This window comes from Enterobacter sp. HNDS-6, from assembly GCF_039850505.1.
Classification (GTDB): domain Bacteria; phylum Pseudomonadota; class Gammaproteobacteria; order Enterobacterales; family Enterobacteriaceae; genus Enterobacter; species Enterobacter kobei.
Window position 1 is genome coordinate 106,196 of the sequence record NZ_CP156673.1, and the last position, 21,028, is coordinate 127,223.

Below are 21,028 nucleotides of genomic sequence, written 5' to 3' on the forward strand. Positions count from 1 at the left end.
GTCGAGGATCATCCCACCTCCGCTTGTCATCGTCGCGCAATCGCGGTAACGTTGCCGCCGCATAAACAGGAGAAGGAAATGAAAATCAATCTGGCCGCCCTTCCTCAGGACGAGATGGATAAAGTTAATGTCGATCTCGCAGCCGCTGGCGTTGCGTTCAAAGAGCGTTACAACATGCCCATCGTGGCTGAAGTTGTGGAACGGGAACAACCCGCCCATTTGCGCGACTGGTTCCGGGAAAGATTAATTGCTCACCGTCTCGCTTCGGTCAACCTCTCTCGTCTGCCGTACGAGCCTAAAGTTAAATAAGCTTAACGAGTCGTTACACTTCCTTACGCGAAATCTGGCAGGATAAGAAAACCCTGATTAAATTAGGTGTATTCTTAAATCCCTGCGACTCAGTGTATAAGGAAGTCACGATGTCACAATGGAATATAGCGGCAGCCCAGTATGGCGGGCAGTATCACAGTGTTGATGAACACGTTACCCACCACCTACGCTTCATTGCCGAAGCGGCACAGCAGCAGTGCGATCTGCTGGTCTTCCCGGAACTCTCCTTAACCGGCTCAGGCACAACGACGTTACCTCCCCCACCGTGCGACGCACAGCTGGAACCCTTGCTTGATGCGGCACATTTTTACCAGATTAGCGTTATTGCCGGGCTTCCCCTTGAGCGGAATGGCCAGCGTCAGAAAGGTCTCGTGCTCTTTACGCCCTCTCGGCCGAGCATCGTGCGCTATCCGCAAGGCGGCGGTGCGAGCCTGGTTCCGGGGGATAAACAGCTCACCATCATTGATGCGCAGGGCGATTCCCCCAATCTCGATCCGCAGGCAACGCTGTTCACCAGCAGCCAGTCGGTAAGGGACAACCGCTGGCGGCAGTCCATCAGCACCCTGCAACGCTTTGCACACAAATATGCCATTGCGGTATTAATGGCGAACGCCAGCAACGGCAGCGCATTATGGGATGAAAAAGGCCAGTTGATCGTGCGGGCGGATAAAGGCGAGCTGCTGTTAACCGGCACGCTTAACCGACAGGGTTGGCAAGGCGATATCATTCCTTTAGGCTAAGCGTTTTAAGCTCAGGAGATTTTCATGCTGCGCGTCATTGATACCGAAACTTGCGATCTTCAGGGCGGAATTGTGGAGGTGGCCTCGGTCGACGTCGTTGACGGAAAAATAGTCAACCCGATGAGCCATCTGGTGCGGCCCGATCGCCCTATTAGCCCGCAGGCCATGGCTATCCATCGCATCACTGAATCAATGGTGGCGGATAAACCCTGGATAGAAGACATTATCCCGCACTACTATGGCAGCCCGTGGTATGTCGCCCACAACGCCAGCTTCGACCGTCGGGTTCTCCCCGACATGCCCGGGGAGTGGATTTGCACCATGAAGCTGGCGCGTCGCCTGTGGCCGGGGATCAAATACAGCAATATGGCGCTGTATAAATCCCGCAAGCTCAGCGTCAGAACGCCTGAAGGGCTTCACCATCACCGCGCGCTGTATGACTGCTATATCACCGCTGCGCTGCTGATCGATATTATGAATACTTCCGGCTGGACACCGGATGATATGGCGACGATTACCGGCCGTCCTGCACTGCTGACGACGTTCACCTTCGGAAAATACCGCGGCAGAGCAGTATCGGATATTGCGGATAAAGATCCGGGCTATCTGCGCTGGCTGTATAACAACCTCGACAAGATGAGCCCGGAGCTACGCTTAACCCTGAAGCATTATCTGGGTGAAGCTTAACGTTCAGCCTGGCCTGGAAGCGTATCCTGCGCCAGGCCGATCAAAAAGGCGTATTCCAGCGCCACCCCTTCATAAGATTTAAACCGCCCCGACTTCCCTCCGTGCCCGGAGTCCATATCGGTACAGAGCAGCAGCAGGTTGTCGTCGGTTTTCAGTTCCCGCAGCTTCGCCACCCATTTCGCCGGTTCCCAGTACTGCACCTGTGAGTCGTGCAAACCGGTGGTCACCAGCATGTGCGGGTAGGCTTTCGCTTCCACGTTATCGTACGGGCTGTACGCTTTCATATAGCGATAATAGGTTTCATCCTGTGGATTCCCCCACTCTTCAAACTCCCCGGTCGTCAGCGGGATAGATTCGTCGAGCATGGTGGTGACCACATCGACAAACGGTACCTGCGCAACGATGCCCTTAAAACGCTCGGGACGCTGATTGATCACAGCGCCCATCAGCATGCCGCCCGCGCTGCCGCCCATGCCAAAGCAGAGCTGCGGATCGCCATAGCCTTGTTCAATTAAGGCGTCGCAAACGTCGAGATAATCATTGAACGTGTTTTGCTTTTTCAGGAATTTCCCGTCTTCATACCAATGCTGGCCCAGCTCACCGCCGCCGCGAATATGAGCGATGGCAAAAACAAAGCCGCGATCGAGCAGACTTAATCTGCTGCTGCTGAAGTCGGCATCCATGCTGGAACCATAGGAGCCGTAGCCGTAAACCAGGACAGGGTTTTTACCTTTCTGAAAATGCGCCTTGTGATACACGAGCGAAACCGGCACCTCGACACCATCGCGCGCGGTAACCCACAGGTGTTCGCTACGATAATTGTCGGATTCAAATCCCTTCACTTCTGTTTGCTTCAACACCTGGCGCTGGCCGGTATCCATATCCAGTTCGAACAGCGTATCCGGCGTGGTCATCGACGAGTAGCCATAGCGCAGCCGGGACGATTCAGGCTCAGGATTAAAACCAATCCAGGTGACGTAGGCCGGGTCGTCAAACGCGATCCCTATCACCTCGCGCGTTTTGCGGTTGATTTGCCGGATACTGGTCAACCCCCGCTGACGCTCTTCCACCACCAGCCAGTCGGTAAACAGCGTGAACCCTTCGAGCATCACCTGTTCCCGCGCGGGAATAAGCACCTCCCACTTGCGCTCGTCGCGCACTTTGGTCTTATACAGGCCAAAGTTTTTTCCCTCGCGGTTTGAGCGCAGATAAAAGCTGTGCTGGAAGTGATCCAGACTGTACTCATGGTCTTTTCGGCGTGGCAGAAAGCAGAGCGGCTGGGCATCAGGCAGCTCGGCATCCAGCAGTAGCACCTCTGAGGTGGTTGCGCTGGCAAGAAAGATAATCACATAGTGGCGCGAGGACGTTTTATGCAGGCTGACATAAAACGTTTCGTCTTTCTCCTCATACACCAGTTCGTCATCGGCAGAGTCCGTGCCTACACTGTGGCGCCACACCTGATAAGGCAGCAGCGTGGCGGCGTGCTTTTTAACGTAGTAGACCGTCTCGGAATCGTTCGCCCAGACAAAATCCGGGGAGACGTTTTCCAGCATTTCCGGATACCAGTTACCGGTTTCCAGATTGCGGAATCGCAGGCCATACTGACGACGGGAGAGATAATCCTCCGCCAGCGCCATAATGGTGTTATCCGGGGAGATGGACATACCGCCCAGCGTATAAAACTCGCTGTGGGCGGCACGCTGGTTGGCATCCAGCAGAATATCCCATTCATCCCACTCGGCGCTTAATACCGACTGTCGCTGATAGATGGGATATTCACTGCCGGGCTCGTAGATATGCCGATAACGATAGCCGTTTTTGGTCCAGGGCGCGGAGATATCGCGCTGAGGAATGCGCTGCACCATTTCGTTCAGCAGCTGGTCCTGAAGCGCCTGCTGGCTGGACATGACCTTGCGACCGTAATCGTTTTCTTCATGCAGGTAGTCGAGTACCTCTGGGCGGGAACGTGAATCGTCCCGTAGCCAGTAATAGTTATCTATACGCGTATCGCCATGGGTGGTAATCGCATACGGAGTACGTCGGGCTTTCGGTGGCATGACATCATTCTTTTAAGTTTTACACCCTATAAGGTTGGCAAAACCCGCGCATGATGCAAGCGAAACATGGCTACATCAGCGATAGCTAGCCCTGTAGCGTCTGTTTTTGCTCCCGGATATCCTGCTCGATCCCCTCGCGAACATCCTGAGGAATTTTCAACGCATCGCCCAGGGCGTTGAGATAGCTGCGTTCCATAAAGTGGTCAATATCAATGGCGGCACAGCTCAGGAAATAGAGTTCCAGCGCCTCTTCCTCATTCTGCACGCTTTGCGCCAGACGCTGCGGATCGAGCGGCTGCTCAATGGCCTGCGCCACCAGCGTTCTGCCCTGCTCCTCCACGCCGGCTTCTCGCATCTGCTGCTCGATAGCCGCTCGTTCTTTATCATCAATATGCCCGTCGCTTTTTGCGGCAAACACCAGCGCAAGAATGAGCCGCTCCGTACGCAGATCCAGCGGCGAAGTCTCCTCCCCAAAGTGGGGTTCATCCTGGTGCGCCGCGCGTACCCTGTCCTTGTACTTATTCCACAGCACGGTACCGGCGATAGCGCCGCCACCGGCCAGCAACGCGCCGGTACCGTACTTTGCCAGCAGCTTACGTGAGGATTTATTGGCGACCAGCAGCCCTGCCAGCCCTCCGAGCGCCCCCGGTACCAGCAGTTTGCTGAGCCCCTGGTCGCCTGAACCTGATGTTTTCTGCCCTAACATGGATTGCAGTTGATTTAACCAGCCTGACATGGTTTCCCTCACTTAACGGTTAACATTTCCACAGCGTAAGCGAGCAGGCGTCAGGAAATGTCCGTCGAGGCTAAAGAAGCGCAAATTTCTCGTCGGCCCTTTTGCCCTGCGCAAGACAGACGCAAACGTTTTCGTTTATACTGCGCGCATCTTTTTCAGGGGGAATGTTATGACTCGTTTAGGAACCGCGCTGCGACCTGCGGCGACGCGTGTGATGCTGTTAGGATCGGGCGAGCTGGGGAAAGAAGTCGCCATTGAGTGCCAGCGTTTAGGGGTAGAAGTGATTGCCGTAGACCGCTACGCCGACGCGCCCGCCATGCATGTTGCCCATCGTTCTTATGTGATTAACATGCTGGACGGAGAAGCTCTGCGGACACTCATCACGCAGGAGAAACCGGATTTTGTGGTGCCGGAGATTGAAGCTATCGCGACCGATACGCTGATCGCGCTTGAGCAGGAAGGTCAGCGCGTGGTGCCTTGCGCCAACGCAGCGAAACTGACCATGAACCGCGAAGGCATTCGCCGCCTGGCGGCAGAGGAGCTGGGGCTGCCCACTTCAAGCTACCGTTTTGCGGGCGATAAAACCGCATTCCTGCAGGCCGTCGATGAGATGGGTTACCCGTGCATCATTAAGCCGGTGATGAGCTCCTCCGGAAAAGGACAGAGTTTTATCCGCGACAGCAGCACGCTGGACAAAGCCTGGGATTATGCGCAACAGGGTGGCCGTGCCGGAGCTGGCCGCGTGATCGTCGAGGGGGTGGTGAAGTTTGATTTCGAAATCACCCTGCTTACCGTCAGCGCCGTGGATGGCGTCCATTTCTGCGATCCGATCGGTCACCGCCAGGAGGATGGCGATTACCGCGAATCCTGGCAGCCACAGCAGATGAGCGCCCTGGCGCTGGAACGTGCCCAGGATATCGCCCGTAAAACCGTTCTGGCGTTAGGTGGTTACGGTCTGTTCGGCGTGGAGCTGTTTGTCTGCGGCGACGAGGTGATTTTCAGCGAAGTCTCCCCTCGCCCGCATGACACCGGTATGGTGACGTTGATATCGCAGGATCTCTCCGAGTTCGCCCTGCATGTTCGCGCCTTCCTTGGCCTGCCGGTTGGCGGTATTCGTCAGTACGGCCCGGCGGCCTCGGGGGTGATCCTGCCGCAGCTGACCAGTCAGAACGTGACGTTTGATAACGTCGAGGGCGCAACGGGCGCCGGGTTACAGGTACGTTTGTTCGGTAAGCCGGAGATCGACGGCACCCGTCGTCTGGGCGTGGCGTTAGCAACCGGGAATAACGTCGACGAGGCCATCGCACGCGCTAAAGCGGCGGCAGCGAACGTTGAGGTAGCAGGATAAAAAAAACGGGCCGAAAGGCCCGTTTTTCATACGATAAAAAACTTATTGCTTCGCGCCTTCAACCGCTTCGCGAGCCAGTTTCGTGATGCGATCCCAGTCGCCCGCTTCCAGCGCATCCGCTGGCACCAGCCATGAACCCCCGATGCACAGCACGCTTTTCAGCGCCAGGTAGTCACGGTAGTTCGCCGGAGAGATACCGCCCGTCGGGCAGAAACGCACCTGAGAGAATGGACCTGCAATCGCCTGCAGCGCTTTGGTGCCGCCGTTGGCTTCTGCCGGGAAGAATTTGAACTCTTTCAGGCCGTAGTCCATACCCAGCATCAGTTCAGACACGGTGCTGATACCCGGGATCAAAGGAATAGTGCCTTCGGTCGCTGCTTTCAGCAGCGGCTCGGTCAGGCCAGGGCTGATAGCGAACTGAGCTCCGGCCTCCGTGACTTCTGCCAGCTGTTGCGCGTTGAGAACAGTGCCCGCACCGATGATGGCGTCCGGCACTTCTTTGGCGATAGCGCGAATCGCATCCATCGCGCAGGCGGTACGCAGGGTCACTTCCAGAACACGAACGCCACCCGCAACCAGCGCTTTCGCCATTGGCACAGCGTGCTCCAGCTTGTTTACCACGATAACCGGCACGACAGGGCCAGTGGTCAGGATTGCTTCTGCACTTGTTTTCCAGTTTTTCATCAGAGTCTTCTCTCGCCAGATCGTTAAAATCAAGTCGTCTTAAAACGTAATACAGGTTGCGCCCTGCTCCGCACCGGAGAGTTTCTCACGCAGCGCGCTGAACATTTCGCGTCCGGTCCCCACGCGCGATGCGCTCAGGTCAGGAATATGTGGCTGACGTGCCGCCAGCTCTGCCTCATCCACCAGCAGGGTTAACTCACCTGTCTGACCGTTCACGCGGATCATGTCACCGTCGCGCACTTTCGCCAGCAAACCGCCGTCATAAGCTTCCGGCGTGACGTGGATGGCTGAAGGCACTTTGCCGGATGCACCGGAGAGGCGTCCATCGGTCACTAACGCAATTTTGAAACGGCGGTCCAATAATACACCAAGTGGTGGCATAAGTTTATGTAATTCTGGCATGCCGTTCGCTTTTGGCCCCTGATGACGCACTACCACCACACAGTCTTTATCAAGCAGACCCGCGTCAAAAGCGGGTAATACGTCGTGCTGGCTTTCAAACACCACAGCCGGCGCTTCAATAACCTGGTTCTCTTCCGGTACAGCAGACGTTTTCATCACCGCACGACCGAGGTTGCCGCTCAGCACTTTGGTGCCACCATGAGGAGAGAACGGTTTGTCGATGGTGGCAATCACCTGCGCATCGAGAGATGCGGTCGCCCCGTCGCGCCAGGCCAGCTCGCCATTGTTCAGCCACGGCTCCTGGGTATAGCGCTGCAGGCCAAAGCCTGCCACGGTGTTGACGTCTTCATGCAGCAAACCGCCTTTCAGCAGCTCGCGCATCAGCAGCGGTACGCCACCCGCAGCCTGGAAGTGGTTGATGTCCGCCGGACCGTTCGGGTAAAGACGTGCCATCAGCGGCACCACGGAAGAGATCTCAGAGAAATCATCCCAGTTGATCAGAATGCCCGCCGCGCGCGCCATGGCCACCAGGTGCATGGTGTGGTTGGTCGAACCGCCGGTGGCCAGCAGAGCCACAATACCGTTGACGATCACTTTTTCGTCGACCATTTTGCCCATCGGCATCCATTCATTGCCGTTTCCGGTCAGACGCGTCACCTGACGTGCTGCGGCCTCAGTCAAGGCCTGACGCAGAGGTGCATCCGGCTGGATAAAGGACGAGCCCGGCAGCTGCATGCCCATAAATTCCACCACCATCTGGTTGGTGTTGGCCGTGCCGTAGAATGTACAGGTACCCGGCGCATGGTAGGACGCGGCTTCCGCCTCCAGCAGCGCCTGACGGTCTGCTTTTCCTTCCGCATACAGCTGGCGAATACGCACTTTTTCTTTGTTCGGCAGACCGCTTGCCATCGGGCCAGACGGCACAAAGATCGCGGGCAGATGGCCAAACGACAGCGCTGCCATCACCAGTCCCGGGACGATCTTGTCGCACACGCCCAGGTACAGTGCGCCATCAAACATGTTGTGTGACAGGCCTACTGCAGCAGACATTGCAATCACTTCGCGGCTGAGCAGCGACAGCTCCATACCATCCTGCCCCTGGGTCACGCCGTCGCACATGGCCGGCACGCCACCCGCGACCTGACCTACCGCATTCACGCTGTGCAGCGCGTTACGAATGATATTGGGATAGACCTCATACGGCTGGTGGGCGGAGAGCATGTCGTTATAGGAGGTAATAATGGCGATATTGTTACGCAACATGCTTTTCAGGGAGGCTTTATCATCGGGCTGGCAGGCCGCGAAGCCGTGCGCCAGGTTACCACAGGCCAGCTGAGAGCGATGGACGGTATTGCTCTTTGCCTGTTCAATCCGGGCGAGGTAGGCCGAACGGGTCTCCTTCGAGCGCTCAATAATGCGTTGTGTTACGCGTAACAATGTCGGATTCATAAAAGCTCCTCTAATTTATCTGTCCGGGCTCAGGAGTTTACAACGTCGCTGGCAGTTGTTAACACCGCTGAAACGCTTGCCGTCCGGAGCTCTGGGGCAAAATCACTTCCGGCAGTGTAATAAAAAAAGCGCCGCGGGGAAATCCACGCGGCGCTTAAAAGAATAAAAATTGTGCCACTAGCTGTGTTAGATCATGTTACCGGTAAAATAACACTTTCGGGCTAGTGGATTATCCTACTCAAACTCGTTCCAGGAGCGGCCATCACGGGTGATCATGGCCACCGATGCAACCGGACCCCAGGTGCCCGCCTGATACGGTTTTGGCGCATCCTGATCGGCTGCCCAGGCTTCGGTAATGGAATCGACCCATTTCCACGCCTCTTCCACTTCATCGCGACGCACGAACAGCGCCTGGATACCACGCATGGTTTCCAGCAGCAGACGCTCATAAGCATCCGCGAGGTGCGTCTGGTTGAAGGTTTCGGAGTAGCTCAGATCCAGTTTGGTGGTCTGCAGGTTATGCTTGTGATCCAGGCCCGGCACTTTGTTGAGGATCTGGATATCAACCCCTTCGTCCGGCTGCAAACGAATGGTCAGTTTGTTCTGAGGCAGCTCCTGCCAGGACTCTTTGAACAGGTTCAGTTCCGGGTTTTTGAAGTAGACGACGACTTCGGAACATTTGGTTGGCAGACGTTTACCGGTACGCAGGTAGAACGGCACGCCCGCCCAGCGCCAGTCATCGATATCCACGCGGATCGCCACAAAAGTCTCGGTGTTGCTGGATTTGTTCGCGCCCTCTTCTTCCAGGTAGCCCGGCACTTTTTTGCCTTGCGCAAACCCGGCAGTGTACTGGCCGCGAACGGTCTTCTCGCGCACGTTGGAGCGGTCGATGCGGCGCAGCGACTTGAGCACTTTGACTTTGGCGTCGCGAATGCTGTCTGCCGTCAGGTCAGACGGCGGTGACATGGCGATCATGCACAGAATTTGCAGGAGGTGGTTCTGGATCATGTCGCGCATCTGGCCTGCCTGGTCAAAGTAACCCCAGCGGCCTTCGATACCTACCTCTTCCGCCACGGTGATTTCCACGTGGTCGATAGTGCGGTTGTCCCAGTTATTCACAAACAGGGAGTTAGCAAAACGCAGCGCCAGCAGGTTCAGTACCGTCTCTTTACCGAGATAGTGGTCGATACGGTAAACCTGGCACTCTTCGAAGAACTCTCCCACCTGGTCGTTGATTTCACGCGAGGTTGCCAGAGAGGTACCCAGCGGCTTCTCCATCACCACGCGCGCCGGTTTGGCGTTCAGTTTGGCTTCGCCGAGACCTTTGCAGATGGCGCCGAAAGTGCTTGGCGGCATGGCGAAATAGTTAATGGTGACACGGTTTTTCTGATCCAGCATGGCGCCCAGGCGGTTAAACGCGCTGACGTCATTGACGTCCAGGTTGCAGAAATCAAGACGACCGCTCAGAGTATCCCACAAACTTTCATCAATTTTTTCCTTCATGAAAGTTTCGAGCGCCTCGCGGACGACTTTGGTATAAGCGTCCTTATCCCAGTCGGCGCGCCCTACCCCCAGGATACGGGTATCCGGATGAATTTGGCCCGCTTTCTCCAGTTGATACAGGGAAGGCAGCAATTTTCGGCGTGCAAGATCGCCTTTCGCGCCGAAAATGACCAGGTCACATGCCTGGGCTGTTTGCGTTACCGCCATGTCATTCTCCTCAGTTGGATCACCTGGTACTTCTGCCAGGTATCGTTGTAATTTTATTACAATGCACTGTACTGCTTTTACGTCATTCCCGAAACCATTAGCACTTATCGTCTCGTGCGATACGGCAATTTTTCGCCTTGCAGCCGATTAAGGGGCATTATGACGCAACAAGCGTCGATAATTTGCGCAACAGGGTCATAGCAAAACCCGACATCGATCAAGTAATGAAAAAAAACAACAACATTATCTTGTCGACTGTTACCCTTTATGGAAGCCACAGGGGTAATATCGGCTAATCGAATGAAGATTTCATCCATTTATGAAATCGTTTCCACCCCCACGAGCGCCCTGTTAACAATGAATATGCTTGAAAAAATCCAGTATCAACTGGAACACCTTAGCAAATCCGAGCGAAAAGTGGCTGAAGTCATTCTTGCCTCTCCCGCTCAGGCGATTCATTCAAGCATCGCCGCGCTGGCTCAGGAAGCAGGCGTCAGCGAACCGACCGTTAACCGCTTCTGCCGTAGCCTGGAAACGCGCGGCTTTCCTGATTTTAAACTGCATCTGGCACAAAGTCTGGCAAACGGCACCCCTTATGTTAATCGTAATGTGGATGAAGACGACAGCGTAGATGCCTACACGGCGAAAATTTTTGAGTCAGCTATGGCCACGCTTGACCACGTTCGTCAGTCTCTGGATATGAGTTCGGTGAACCGTGCGGTGGATTTACTTACCCAGGCCAAGCGGATCGCGTTCTTCGGACTAGGGTCGTCGGCCGCCGTGGCGCACGATGCCATGAATAAATTCTTCCGCTTCAACGTGCCGGTGATTTATTCCGATGACATTGTGCTGCAACGCATGAGCTGTATGAATTGCAGTGAAGATGACGTCGTGGTACTCATTTCGCATACTGGCCGCACCAAAAGTCAGGTGGAACTGGCGCAGCTGGCCCGTGAAAACGATGCCATGGTGATCGCCCTCACCACCGCCGGTACGCCGCTGGCACGAGAGGCGACGCTCGCCATTACGCTGGACGTCCCGGAGGATACCGATATGTATATGCCTATGGTTTCCCGTCTGGCACAGCTCACGGTTATAGACGTGCTGGCGACCGGTTTTACCTTGCGCCGGGGCGCAAAATTCAGAGATAACTTGAAGCGAGTCAAGGAAGCGCTGAAGGAATCGCGTTTTGATAAAGAATTGCTCATAAAGAGCGATGTTTCCTTAAAGTAGATAACGAAGACGTAACCAATAATTACGATGTAATGATTTACGGCATTCGGTCCTCTCTTTGCTGCCTTGCGGCAGATGAAGGCCGATTCAATGTTCACGCAACACCAAAGTTGTTTCAGTCAACGGAGTATTACATGTCCAGAAGGCTTCGCAGAACCAAGATCGTTACCACCTTAGGCCCGGCCACCGACCGCGATAATAACCTTGAAAAGATTATCGCCGCGGGTGCCAACGTGGTGCGCATGAACTTCTCTCACGGTACGCCAGAAGACCATAAATTACGTGCCGACAAAGTGCGTGAGATCGCCGCTAAACTGGGCCGCCATGTCGCTATCCTCGGCGATCTGCAGGGTCCTAAAATTCGTGTCTCCACCTTCAAAGAAGGTAAAGTTTTCCTCAATATCGGCGATAAATTCCTGCTGGATGCCAACCTGGGCAAAGGCGAAGGCGATAAAGAAAAAGTCGGGATTGACTATAAAGGCCTGCCAGCTGACGTGGTGCCTGGCGATATCCTGCTGCTCGACGACGGACGCGTACAGCTGAAGGTGCTCGAAGTTCAGGGGATGAAAGTGTTCACCGAAGTCACCGTCGGCGGCCCGCTCTCCAACAATAAAGGTATCAACAAACTGGGCGGCGGCCTCTCTGCTGAAGCGCTGACCGATAAAGACAAAGCGGACATCGTTACTGCGGCTCTGATCGGCGTTGACTACCTGGCAGTCTCCTTCCCACGCTGTGGCGAAGATCTGAACTATGCACGCCGTCTGGCCCGTGATGCAGGCTGTGATGCCAAAATCGTTGCCAAGGTTGAACGCGCGGAAGCCGTTTGCGATCAGGACGCCATGGACGATGTGATCCTGGCTTCTGACGTGGTGATGGTGGCCCGCGGCGACTTGGGTGTGGAAATCGGCGATCCTGAGCTGGTTGGTATCCAGAAAGCGCTGATTCGTCGCGCACGTCAGCTGAACCGCGCGGTGATCACCGCGACCCAGATGATGGAATCCATGATCACCAACCCAATGCCAACCCGTGCGGAGGTGATGGACGTCGCTAACGCCGTGCTGGATGGTACCGATGCGGTAATGCTGTCTGCGGAAACCGCTGCGGGCCAGTATCCTGCTGAAACCGTGGCCGCGATGGCGCGTGTCTGCCTGGGCGCAGAGAAGATCCCAAGCATCAACGTCTCTAAACACCGTCTGGACGTGCAGTTCGACAACGTGGAAGAAGCGATTGCGATGTCTGCCATGTACGCGGCAAACCATCTGAAAGGGGTTACCGCGATCATCACCATGACCGAATCAGGCCGTACCGCGCTGATGACTTCCCGTATCAGCTCCGGTCTGCCGATCTTCGCCATGTCCCGTCATGAACGTACGCTGAACCTGACGGCGCTGTACCGCGGTGTGACGCCGGTGCACTTCGACAGCACCAATGACGGTGTGGCAGCCGCGCACGATGCCGTCAATCTGCTGCGCGACAAAGGTTACCTGGTGTCCGGTGATATCGTTATCGTGACGCAGGGCGATGTGATGAGCACCATCGGTTCAACCAACACCACCCGCGTTATGACCGTCGAGTAACAGCATCTGTATTAAAACGCCCTCTCCAGATGGAGAGGGCGTTTTTTATTTCCTCGGATAAAGCTCTTTGCGTTTATAAGGTTCCGTTTCACCCGGCTTTCGCGTTTTAAGCAGCTTCAATATCCACGTGTACTGCTCGGTATGCGGCCCCACCAGGATTTCCACCTCTTCGTTCATGCGACGCGCAATGGTGTGATCGTCTGCGGTCAGCAGGTCATCCATCGGCGGGCGGACTTCAATGCTCAGACGGTGCGTTTTACCATTATAAACCGGGAAGAGTGGGATCACGCGGGCGCGACACACCTTCATCAGGCGGCCAATCGCCGGAAGTGTGGCTTTGTAGGTCGCAAAGAAGTCGACAAACTCACTGTGCTCCGGTCCGTGGTCCTGATCCGGCAGATAGTAGCCCCAGTATCCCTGACGTACGGACTGAATAAACGGCTTGATACCATCGTTACGCGCATGCAAACGACCGCCAAAACGACGACGTACGGTATTCCAGACAAAGTCGTAGATTTTGTTGCCCTGGTTATGGAACATGGCCGCCATCTTCTGACCCTGAGAAGCCATCAGCATCGCCGGAATGTCGACACCCCAACCGTGAGGAACGAGGAAAATCACCTTCTCGTCATTGCGACGCATTTCGTCAATGATTTCCAGCCCTTTCCAGTCAACACGGTCAACGATTTTTTCCGGCCCTTTCAGCGCCAGCTCTGCCATCATTGCCATTGCCTGCGGCGCGGTGGTATACATCGCATCGATGATAGCCTCGCGCTCGGCATCGCTTTTTTCGGGAAAACAGTAATAGAGGTTGATCTGCGCACGGCGACGCGCGCTTTTGCCTAAACGCCCGGCCAGACGGCCAATTTTCCCCAGCAGGGGATCGCGCAGCGCAGCAGGCAGCATAGCGATGCCTGCAAAGGTGTAGACCCCGAGCCAGGCGCCCCAGTTGCGCGGATGGCGAAAGGATTTTTCAAACTCAGGAATGTATTCAATATTGTTTTTTTTTGTTTCCATGCTGGTTCCAGGGTCTGGTGACGCAAAATTTTATTGATAGTGTAGCGAGGCAGTCGTCCACGCACAAAAGAAAAAGCCGGCGCATACTGACACCGGCTTTTTTCACAAAAACAGAAGGCTTAGTTTAAGCTCAGCTGCGGTATCACCTCTTTCACCTGCGCCAGGTAATCAGAACGATCTTTACCCGTCAGGCCTTCGGTGCGTGGCAGTTTCGCCGTCAGCGGGTTTACGGCCTGTTGGTTAATCCACACTTCATAGTGCAGGTGCGGGCCGGTCGAGCGTCCGGTGTTGCCGGAGAGCGCGATACGGTCGCCACGTTTCACTTTCTGTCCAGGCTTAACCAGCAGTTTACGCAGGTGCATATAGCGGGTGGTGTAGGTACGACCGTGACGCACCGCGACATAGTAGCCTGCGGCACCGCTACGTTTAGCCACGACCACTTCACCATCACCCACAGCCAGCACCGGCGTGCCCTGCGGCATGGCAAAGTCAACGCCACGGTGTGGTGCGACGCGCCCGGTAACCGGGTTCAGACGACGCGGGTTAAAGTTAGAGGAAACGCGGAACTGTTTAGCCGTCGGGAAGCGCATAAAGCCTTTCGCCAGTCCCGTACCGCTGCGATCGTAGAACTTACCGTCTTCGGCACGGATGGCGTAGTAATCTTTGCCATCAGAGCGCAGACGTACGCCCACCAGTTGGCTCTGCTCACGCTTGCCGTCGAGCATTTCGCGAGACATCAGCACGGAAAACTCATCGCCCTTCTTCAGCTTGCGGAAATCCATCTGCCACTGCATGGCTTTGATCACCGCACTGATTTCAGAGCTGGTGAGACCGGCATCACGGGCGCTGGAAACGAAGCTTCCGCCTACTGTGCCTTTCATCACGCTGTTCACCCAGTCGCCCTTCTGCATTTCACTGGTCATTTTGAAACCGTTTGCAGTGCGATCGTAGGTGCGGGTTTCACGGCGGGACATCTCCCAGGTTAACCGCTGGAGATCGCCATCCGCCGTTAAGGTCCAGGAGAGCTGTTGCCCTATTTTCAGGTTACGCAGGTCTTTATCTGCAGCAGCAAGCTGACTGATATTCCCCATGTCGATACCGTACTGGTTGAGCACGCTGCTCAGCGTGTCACCGGTAGAGACAACATACTCGTGGATCCCGGCCTCGTTCTCGATTTTATCGTCCAGTTCATCCTGGGGAATCGCTTCATCTTCCTGAGCAGCCTGGTCGATAGGCTCACTGGCTTCAGGCAGTAAAGAACGGATCTCGCTCTTTTCAAGCTCGATGGTTTTGATGATAGGGGCAGAACTCGGGTGGTAAACATAGGGCCGCCAGACGGCGACCGCTAAGGTGAGTACTGTAAGCGACCCCAGCATAACGCGGTGGGGTCGAGGCAGATTGTTAAATGCCAGGGCGACAGAGCGGGCTATCTGTTGCACGTATTCACTTCCTCGTTAATCTCCTTTCAGGCAGCTCGCATACTGGTTCGCCAGTTGGCTGAGGAACTGCGAATAGCTCGCTTTGCTCAACTGGATATTCGTTCCTAGCGGGTCAAGGGTCCCCATGCGCACGGATGTCCCCCTGGCCACGGCTTCTACGACCGCTGGCCTGAACTGTGGCTCAGCAAAAACGCATGTCGCTTTTTGCTCAACCAACTGTGTTCTGATTTCATGTAAACGCTGCGCACCAGGTTGAATTTCAGGGTTGACGGTGAAGTGCCCAAGCGGGGTCAAACCATAGTGTTTTTCATAGTAGCCATAGGCGTCATGAAAAACGAAATACCCTTTTCCTTTCAACGGTGCGAGCTCATTACCTACCTGCTTATCGGTTGCGGCTAATTGTGCCTCAAAATCCTTCAGGTTGGCGTCTAGTTTGGCTCGACTTTGCGGCATAAGTTCCACTAATTTGTCGTGGATTGCAACCGCTGAAAGCCGCGCTATCTCTGGGGAAAGCCAGAGATGCATGTTGTACTCACCGTGATGGTGATCTCCATCACCTTTTTCACCCTCTGCCGCGTGATGGTCATGTTCATCACCGTCGTCATCCGTGCCTTTCATGAGCAACGGTTTCACGCCGGAAAGCCCGGCAATCGCAACCTGTTTATCGCCTGGAAACTGTTTGGCCGACTTCTGCATAAACGCTTCCATCTCTGGTCCAATCCAGACGACTAAGTCCGCGTTTTGTAAGCGTTTTACATCTGAAGGGCGAAGAGAATAGTCATGCTCAGAGGCCCCGTCAGGCAGCAAAACCTGGGTTTCCGTCACCCCATCGGCAATGGCCGACGCGATGAATCCAAGCGGTTTAAGCGAAGCGACAACCGCCGCGTTAACATCTTGTGCGGTTGTACCCCAAAGGGCAGCGGATAATGCTGCGAAAAGAAGCGTATTTTTATGTAACATAATGCGACTAATCATCGTAGTGAATGCGTGGAATGTGATATTATAACATTCGTTGACTTCTTCAAGCTTAAATTGACATGACGACACTGGTTTCTCTCGATAATATTTCGGTCTCTTTCGGCCAGCGCCGCGTCCTCTCTGACGTGTCGCTGGATCTGAAGCCCGGCAAAATTCTGACGCTGCTTGGTCCTAATGGCGCAGGTAAATCCACGCTGGTACGGGTTGTACTGGGTCTGGTGACGCCCGATGAAGGTGTTATCACCCGCGAGGAAAAATTGCGTATCGGCTATGTGCCTCAGAAATTACATCTGGACGCCACGCTGCCTTTAACGGTGAGTCGCTTTCTGCGCCTGCGCCCCGGCACGCGGAAAGCCGATATTCTCCCGGCGCTGAAACGCGTACAGGCGGGCCACCTTATTGACGCGCCGCTGCAAAAACTTTCCGGGGGTGAGACGCAGCGCGTTTTGCTGGCGCGCGCGCTGTTGAGCAGCCCGCAACTGCTGGTGCTTGATGAGCCTACCCAGGGGGTGGACGTTAATGGTCAGGTCGCGCTTTATGATTTGATCGATCAGCTTCGCCGTGAACTGAATTGCGCCGTGCTGATGGTCTCCCACGATCTCCATCTTGTCATGGCGAAAACGGACGAAGTGCTGTGCCTTAACCATCATATTTGCTGTTCCGGCACGCCTGAAGTGGTCTCGATGCACCCGGAGTTTATCTCCATGTTTGGCCCTCGTGGCGCTGAACAGCTGGGTATTTACCGTCATCATCATAATCACCGCCATGATTTACAGGGACGAATTGTCCTGCGCCGGGGAAATGGACACTCATGATTGAACTGTTACTGCCCGGCTGGCTGGCCGGGATTATGCTTGCCTGCGCCGCGGGTCCACTCGGCTCGTTTGTGGTCTGGCGCAGAATGTCCTATTTCGGTGATACCCTCGCGCACGCCTCTTTGCTGGGCGTGGCTTTTGGTTTACTGCTGGATGTGAATCCCTTCTACGCGGTGATTGTCGTCACCCTGCTGCTGGCAGCCGGGCTGGTCTGGCTGGAGAAACGTCCGCACCTCGCCATTGATACGCTGCTTGGCATTATGGCCCATAGCGCGCTCTCGCTGGGTCTGGTGGTGGTGAGTCTGATGTCGAATATCCGCGTCGACCTGATGGCCTATCTGTTTGGCGATCTGCTTGCCGTGACGCCGGAAGATTTAATTTCCATCGCCTTCGGTGTGGTGGTGGTACTCGGTATTCTGCTCTGGCAGTGGCGTAACCTGCTGGCGATGACCGTCAGCCCGGACCTGGCCTTCGTCGACGGCGTGAAGCTGCAGCGGGTTAAGCTACTGCTGATGCTGGTGACGGCATTAACCATCGGCGTGGCGATGAAGTTCGTCGGGGCGCTGATTATTACCTCGCTGCTGATCATCCCTGCCGCCACGGCGCGCCGTTTTGCCCGCACGCCGGAGCAGATGGCCGGTGTGGCCGTGATTATCGGAATGATTGCGGTAACGGGTGGGTTAACCTTCTCGGCGTTCTATGACACGCCTGCTGGGCCGTCAGTAGTGCTGAGTGCGGCGGTGCTGTTTATTTTCAGCATGATGAAAAAACAACCTAATGCCTGAATGAACGATTAGCGCTTCCACAGAGGGTGGCGCTTCGCTTCATGTGCTGTGATCAACGCATGGCGGGACTTAAACCGCTGGAGTGCGCCCATGTTGGGTGCACACGTAAATAAGCCCCGATGAAATTATCGGGGCTTATTTTATTACCTGGTACACGTTGCTAAATGCAATTTGGCACCTGGGACGTTTATGCCGCCTTCCATATCAAGACACTTGACAATACCATCGGTATCAACTTTTTTCAGCTGTCCGTTAATATAGTCCCAATGACTCGCAATAGGTTCATATTCGCGTATATAAACTTTGCCGCTTGCTGGTGCGAAGGCATATTCTGGATATGTTTCCAGCATCAGCATCCCATTAATAGCGAAATTGACCTCACGAATATTCTGCAATTCTGGATTAGAACCACATGGCTCCATCACCGCCTGCTGGTAAGCAATGCCAGTCATACATAATTTTCGTCCGTTACTGGTATTTTCAAGTTTATTATCCACCATTTTCCATGTTTGGGTTCCGGAAATAGCGGCATTCGCGGCGCCAGACAAAGCCGCCATAGTCAGAGCGGCAATAGTCAGAGCCGTCATTGTTTTCATTTTGTTATTCCTGATGTGATGATGAAATTTATTCATAGCATGGATATCGCTATAAATTCATCATAGAGGGAATAAGCGAATTATCTAAAATGATAGATAGGATAAATTTATCCAAAATAATATGGATGATAATTCAGATGAGGTAACTAATCGGTCAGCGTCGCAGGCGAAATTTAACATCCCGCCTGCTCATCATTACGGCATTGACGGTGGCGTAATGCCGAAATGATTCCACGCCCGCACCGTCGCCATACGACCACGCGGCGTACGCTGTAAGAATCCCTGCTGGATCAGATACGGCTCCAGAACATCCTCGATAGTTTCACGCTCTTCACCGATCGCCGCCGCCAGGTTATCCAGCCCGACCGGTCCGCCAAAGAATTTATCCAGCACCGCCAGCAGCAATTTGCGGTCCATATAGTCAAAGCCTTCGGCATCGACGTTAAGCATATCCAGCGCCTGGGCGGCAATCTCTGCCGAAATGGTGCCATCGTGCTTCACTTCGGCAAAGTCGCGCACGCGACGCAGCAGGCGGTTGGCAATACGCGGCGTACCACGCGAACGCTTCGCCACTTCAAAAGCGCCCTCTTCGCTCATCTCCAGCCCCATATAGCGCGCGCTACGACCGACAATATGCTGCAGGTCCGGCACCTGATAAAACTCCAGACGCTGCACGATACCGAAGCGGTCGCGCAGTGGAGAGGTCAACGATCCGGCACGGGTCGTTGCGCCAATCAGGGTAAACGGCGGCAGATCGATCTTGATGGAGCGCGCAGCCGGGCCTTCACCAATCATGATATCCAGCTGGTAATCTTCCATTGCCGGATAGAGGACTTCCTCTACCACCGGAGACAGACGGTGGATTTCATCGATAAACAGTACGTCATGCGGTTCAAGGTTGGTCAGCATTGCCGCCAGATCGCCGGCTTTCTCCAGCACCGGGCCGGAGGTCGTGCGCAAGTTGACGCCCATTTCATTGGCAACGATATTCGCCAGCGTGGTTTTCCCCAACCCTGGCGGGCCAAAAATCAGCAGGTGATCGAGCGCATCGCCGCGCAGCTTTGCCGCCTGGATGAAAATCTCCATCTGGGAACGTACCTGCGGCTGGCCGATATACTCATCAAGCAGCTTCGGGCGGATCGCACGATCCACCACGTCTTCTGCCTGAAGGGTGCCTGCCGATACCAGGCGGTCTGCTTCAATCATCCTTTACCTCACAATGCAGCGCGCAGCGCTTCACGAATCAGGGTTTCACTGCTGGCATCCGGTTTGGCAATTTTGCTTACCATCCGACTGGCCTCCTGAGGTTTATAGCCCAGCGCCACCAGCGCGGCAACCGCTTCCTGCTCAGCGTCATCATCTGTTGACGGCGCCCCAGGTGACGTCAGAACCAGATCGGTGGCTGGGGTGAACAGATCGCCATGCAGACCTTTAAAGCGGTCTTTCATCTCAACAATCAGACGCTCGGCGGTTTTCTTACCAATCCCCGGGAGTTTAATCAGCGCCGCAGGATCTTCGCGCTCAACGGCATTCACGAACTGCGGAGCAGACATACCGGACAAAATCGCCAGTGCCAGCTTCGGTCCCACGCCGTTGGTTTTAATCAGCTCGCGGAACAGGGTACGTTCCTGCTTGTTGTTGAAGCCGTAAAGCAACTGAGCATCTTCACGCACCACGAACTGAGTAAAGACAATCGCCTCTTTACCCGCGTCCGGCAACTCGTAGAAGCAGGTCATTGGCATGTGGACTTCATAGCCCACGCCACCCACTTCCAGCAGCACTAACGGGGGTTGTTTTTCAATGATGATGCCTCTGAGTCTGCCTATCACGTGACGCTCCTGCGTTCTGGAAAATGTTTGACTGGCGACATAATAAAAAAAGGCTGGATGTTTATCCAGCCTGATTTCTCTTTATCGTAACCTGCCTCGCGCCAGATTGAGCCGCGATTCACTCATTTGCATCGCGTTCTGGCTGACGTGACAGTGGGTAATCGCAATGGCCAGCGCATCGGCGGCATCGGCCTGCGGGTTTGCGGGAAGCTTCAGCAAGGTACGCACCATATGCTGCACCTGGCTTTTCTCCGCGCTACCTATCCCCACCACCGTCTGCTTTACCTGACGTGCGGCATATTCGAACACCGGAAGATCCTGGTTCACGGCGGCAACAATCGCCACGCCGCGCGCCTGCCCCAGCTTTAGCGCCGAATCGGCGTTTTTTGCCATAAAGACCTGCTCAATGGCAAAAAAATCAGGCTGAAACTGGGTGATGATTTCCGACACGCCCGCATAAATCAGCTTCAGGCGCGACGGCAGATCGTCCACTTTGGTGCGAATACAGCCGCTGCCGAGGTAGGTTAGCTGGCGTCCCACCTGGCGGATAACGCCATAACCGGTGACGCGCGAGCCGGGGTCAATCCCAAGGATAATCGACATCACGCGTCTCCCG

The 21,028-nt window shown here is 55.1% G+C and carries 20 protein-coding genes; 8 read left to right on the top strand and 12 right to left on the bottom strand.

The window, feature by feature from the left end; genetic code table 11:
• Nucleotides 1-78 precede the first annotated feature (78 nt).
• The 3 genes from ABFI50_RS00485 to exoX all read left to right on the top strand — a co-directional run bounded on the left by ABFI50_RS00485 (nucleotide 79) and on the right by exoX (nucleotide 1,757).
• A complete protein-coding gene (locus tag ABFI50_RS00485; protein WP_013096102.1) occupies nucleotides 79-309 on the top strand; it encodes a DNA polymerase III subunit theta in 231 nt (76 codons plus the stop codon).
• A 110-nt stretch (nucleotides 310-419) separates the two neighbouring features.
• Nucleotides 420-1,070, top strand: coding sequence for a carbon-nitrogen hydrolase family protein (locus tag ABFI50_RS00490; RefSeq protein ID WP_248217623.1), 651 nt, complete (start codon nucleotides 420-422; stop codon nucleotides 1,068-1,070).
• Nucleotides 1,071-1,094: 24 nt separating this feature from the next.
• Nucleotides 1,095-1,757, top strand: a complete 663-nt coding sequence (exoX, locus tag ABFI50_RS00495; RefSeq protein ID WP_014884303.1) for an exodeoxyribonuclease X — start codon at nucleotides 1,095-1,097, stop codon at nucleotides 1,755-1,757.
• Here exoX and ptrB read toward each other — a convergent pair.
• Together ptrB and ABFI50_RS00505 are read right to left on the bottom strand one after the other, a co-directional pair.
• On the bottom strand, nucleotides 1,754-3,814 hold the full coding sequence (gene ptrB / locus ABFI50_RS00500; protein WP_045268896.1) for an oligopeptidase B: 2,061 nt from the start codon (nucleotides 3,812-3,814) through the stop codon (nucleotides 1,754-1,756). The two genes, exoX and ptrB, sit on opposite strands and share 4 nt — an antisense overlap.
• An 85-nt stretch (nucleotides 3,815-3,899) precedes the next feature.
• The gene (locus ABFI50_RS00505) at nucleotides 3,900-4,550 is read right to left on the bottom strand and encodes a tellurite resistance TerB family protein (RefSeq protein WP_023338434.1); all 651 of its coding nucleotides are present in this window, start codon (nucleotides 4,548-4,550) and stop codon (nucleotides 3,900-3,902) included.
• A 169-nt stretch (nucleotides 4,551-4,719) separates the two neighbouring features.
• Here ABFI50_RS00505 and purT point away from each other — a divergent pair, with 169 nt between their 5' ends.
• The gene (purT, locus tag ABFI50_RS00510; RefSeq protein WP_045268897.1) at nucleotides 4,720-5,898 is read left to right on the top strand and encodes a formate-dependent phosphoribosylglycinamide formyltransferase; all 1,179 of its coding nucleotides are present in this window, start codon (nucleotides 4,720-4,722) and stop codon (nucleotides 5,896-5,898) included.
• Nucleotides 5,899-5,940: 42 nt separating this feature from the next.
• Here the strand turns inward: purT and kdgA are convergent, their stop codons facing one another.
• The 3 genes from kdgA to zwf all read right to left on the bottom strand — a co-directional run bounded on the left by kdgA (nucleotide 5,941) and on the right by zwf (nucleotide 10,143).
• The gene (gene kdgA, locus ABFI50_RS00515; RefSeq protein ID WP_014884307.1) at nucleotides 5,941-6,582 is read right to left on the bottom strand and encodes a bifunctional 4-hydroxy-2-oxoglutarate aldolase/2-dehydro-3-deoxy-phosphogluconate aldolase; all 642 of its coding nucleotides are present in this window, start codon (nucleotides 6,580-6,582) and stop codon (nucleotides 5,941-5,943) included.
• A 39-nt stretch (nucleotides 6,583-6,621) separates the two neighbouring features.
• Nucleotides 6,622-8,433 (bottom strand): phosphogluconate dehydratase, encoded by a 1,812-nt coding sequence (gene edd / locus ABFI50_RS00520; protein ID WP_023330717.1) that lies wholly within the window; start codon nucleotides 8,431-8,433, stop codon nucleotides 6,622-6,624.
• A 234-nt stretch (nucleotides 8,434-8,667) separates the two neighbouring features.
• Nucleotides 8,668-10,143, bottom strand: a complete 1,476-nt coding sequence (gene zwf / locus ABFI50_RS00525) for a glucose-6-phosphate dehydrogenase (RefSeq protein WP_014884309.1) — start codon at nucleotides 10,141-10,143, stop codon at nucleotides 8,668-8,670.
• 357 nt (nucleotides 10,144-10,500) lie between these two features.
• Between zwf and ABFI50_RS00530 the strand changes: the two genes are divergently transcribed.
• Together ABFI50_RS00530 and pyk are read left to right on the top strand one after the other, a co-directional pair.
• A complete protein-coding gene (locus ABFI50_RS00530) occupies nucleotides 10,501-11,376 on the top strand; it encodes a MurR/RpiR family transcriptional regulator (RefSeq protein WP_032629265.1) in 876 nt (291 codons plus the stop codon).
• Between the two features lie 134 nt (nucleotides 11,377-11,510).
• Nucleotides 11,511-12,953: a pyruvate kinase gene (pyk, locus tag ABFI50_RS00535; protein ID WP_008500455.1), complete on the top strand. Its 1,443-nt coding sequence runs from the start codon at nucleotides 11,511-11,513 to the stop codon at nucleotides 12,951-12,953.
• 45 nt (nucleotides 12,954-12,998) lie between these two features.
• On the opposite strand, the gene lpxM is transcribed toward pyk, so the two are convergent.
• The 3 genes from lpxM to znuA all read right to left on the bottom strand — a co-directional run bounded on the left by lpxM (nucleotide 12,999) and on the right by znuA (nucleotide 16,369).
• Nucleotides 12,999-13,970 (bottom strand): lauroyl-Kdo(2)-lipid IV(A) myristoyltransferase, encoded by a 972-nt coding sequence (gene lpxM / locus ABFI50_RS00540; RefSeq protein WP_063433494.1) that lies wholly within the window; start codon nucleotides 13,968-13,970, stop codon nucleotides 12,999-13,001.
• Nucleotides 13,971-14,089: 119 nt separating this feature from the next.
• On the bottom strand, nucleotides 14,090-15,409 hold the full coding sequence (gene mepM, locus ABFI50_RS00545; protein ID WP_014884312.1) for a murein DD-endopeptidase MepM: 1,320 nt from the start codon (nucleotides 15,407-15,409) through the stop codon (nucleotides 14,090-14,092).
• Between the two features lie 15 nt (nucleotides 15,410-15,424).
• On the bottom strand, nucleotides 15,425-16,369 hold the full coding sequence (gene znuA / locus ABFI50_RS00550) for a zinc ABC transporter substrate-binding protein ZnuA (RefSeq protein ID WP_176260802.1): 945 nt from the start codon (nucleotides 16,367-16,369) through the stop codon (nucleotides 15,425-15,427).
• A 77-nt stretch (nucleotides 16,370-16,446) separates the two neighbouring features.
• Between znuA and znuC the strand changes: the two genes are divergently transcribed.
• Together znuC and znuB are read left to right on the top strand one after the other, a co-directional pair.
• Complete coding sequence (gene znuC / locus ABFI50_RS00555) at nucleotides 16,447-17,202, top strand: zinc ABC transporter ATP-binding protein ZnuC (RefSeq protein ID WP_014884314.1); 756 nt, start codon at nucleotides 16,447-16,449, stop codon at nucleotides 17,200-17,202.
• Entirely contained in the window at nucleotides 17,199-17,987 is a 789-nt protein-coding gene (gene znuB / locus ABFI50_RS00560) for a zinc ABC transporter permease subunit ZnuB (RefSeq protein WP_023330721.1), read from the top strand. The genes znuC and znuB overlap by 4 nt, the downstream gene beginning before the upstream one ends.
• A gap of 143 nt (nucleotides 17,988-18,130) precedes the next feature.
• Here the strand turns inward: znuB and ABFI50_RS00565 are convergent, their stop codons facing one another.
• From ABFI50_RS00565 to ruvC, 4 genes are all read right to left on the bottom strand, one after another.
• Nucleotides 18,131-18,583: a hypothetical protein gene (locus ABFI50_RS00565; protein ID WP_023330722.1), complete on the bottom strand. Its 453-nt coding sequence runs from the start codon at nucleotides 18,581-18,583 to the stop codon at nucleotides 18,131-18,133.
• Between the two features lie 195 nt (nucleotides 18,584-18,778).
• Nucleotides 18,779-19,789 (bottom strand): Holliday junction branch migration DNA helicase RuvB, encoded by a 1,011-nt coding sequence (gene ruvB / locus ABFI50_RS00570; RefSeq protein ID WP_014884317.1) that lies wholly within the window; start codon nucleotides 19,787-19,789, stop codon nucleotides 18,779-18,781.
• Between the two features lie 8 nt (nucleotides 19,790-19,797).
• Nucleotides 19,798-20,412 (bottom strand): Holliday junction branch migration protein RuvA, encoded by a 615-nt coding sequence (gene ruvA, locus ABFI50_RS00575; protein WP_023330723.1) that lies wholly within the window; start codon nucleotides 20,410-20,412, stop codon nucleotides 19,798-19,800.
• Nucleotides 20,413-20,493: 81 nt separating this feature from the next.
• Complete coding sequence (gene ruvC, locus ABFI50_RS00580; protein ID WP_014884319.1) at nucleotides 20,494-21,015, bottom strand: crossover junction endodeoxyribonuclease RuvC; 522 nt, start codon at nucleotides 21,013-21,015, stop codon at nucleotides 20,494-20,496.
• Between the last annotated feature and the right edge of the window lie 13 nt (nucleotides 21,016-21,028).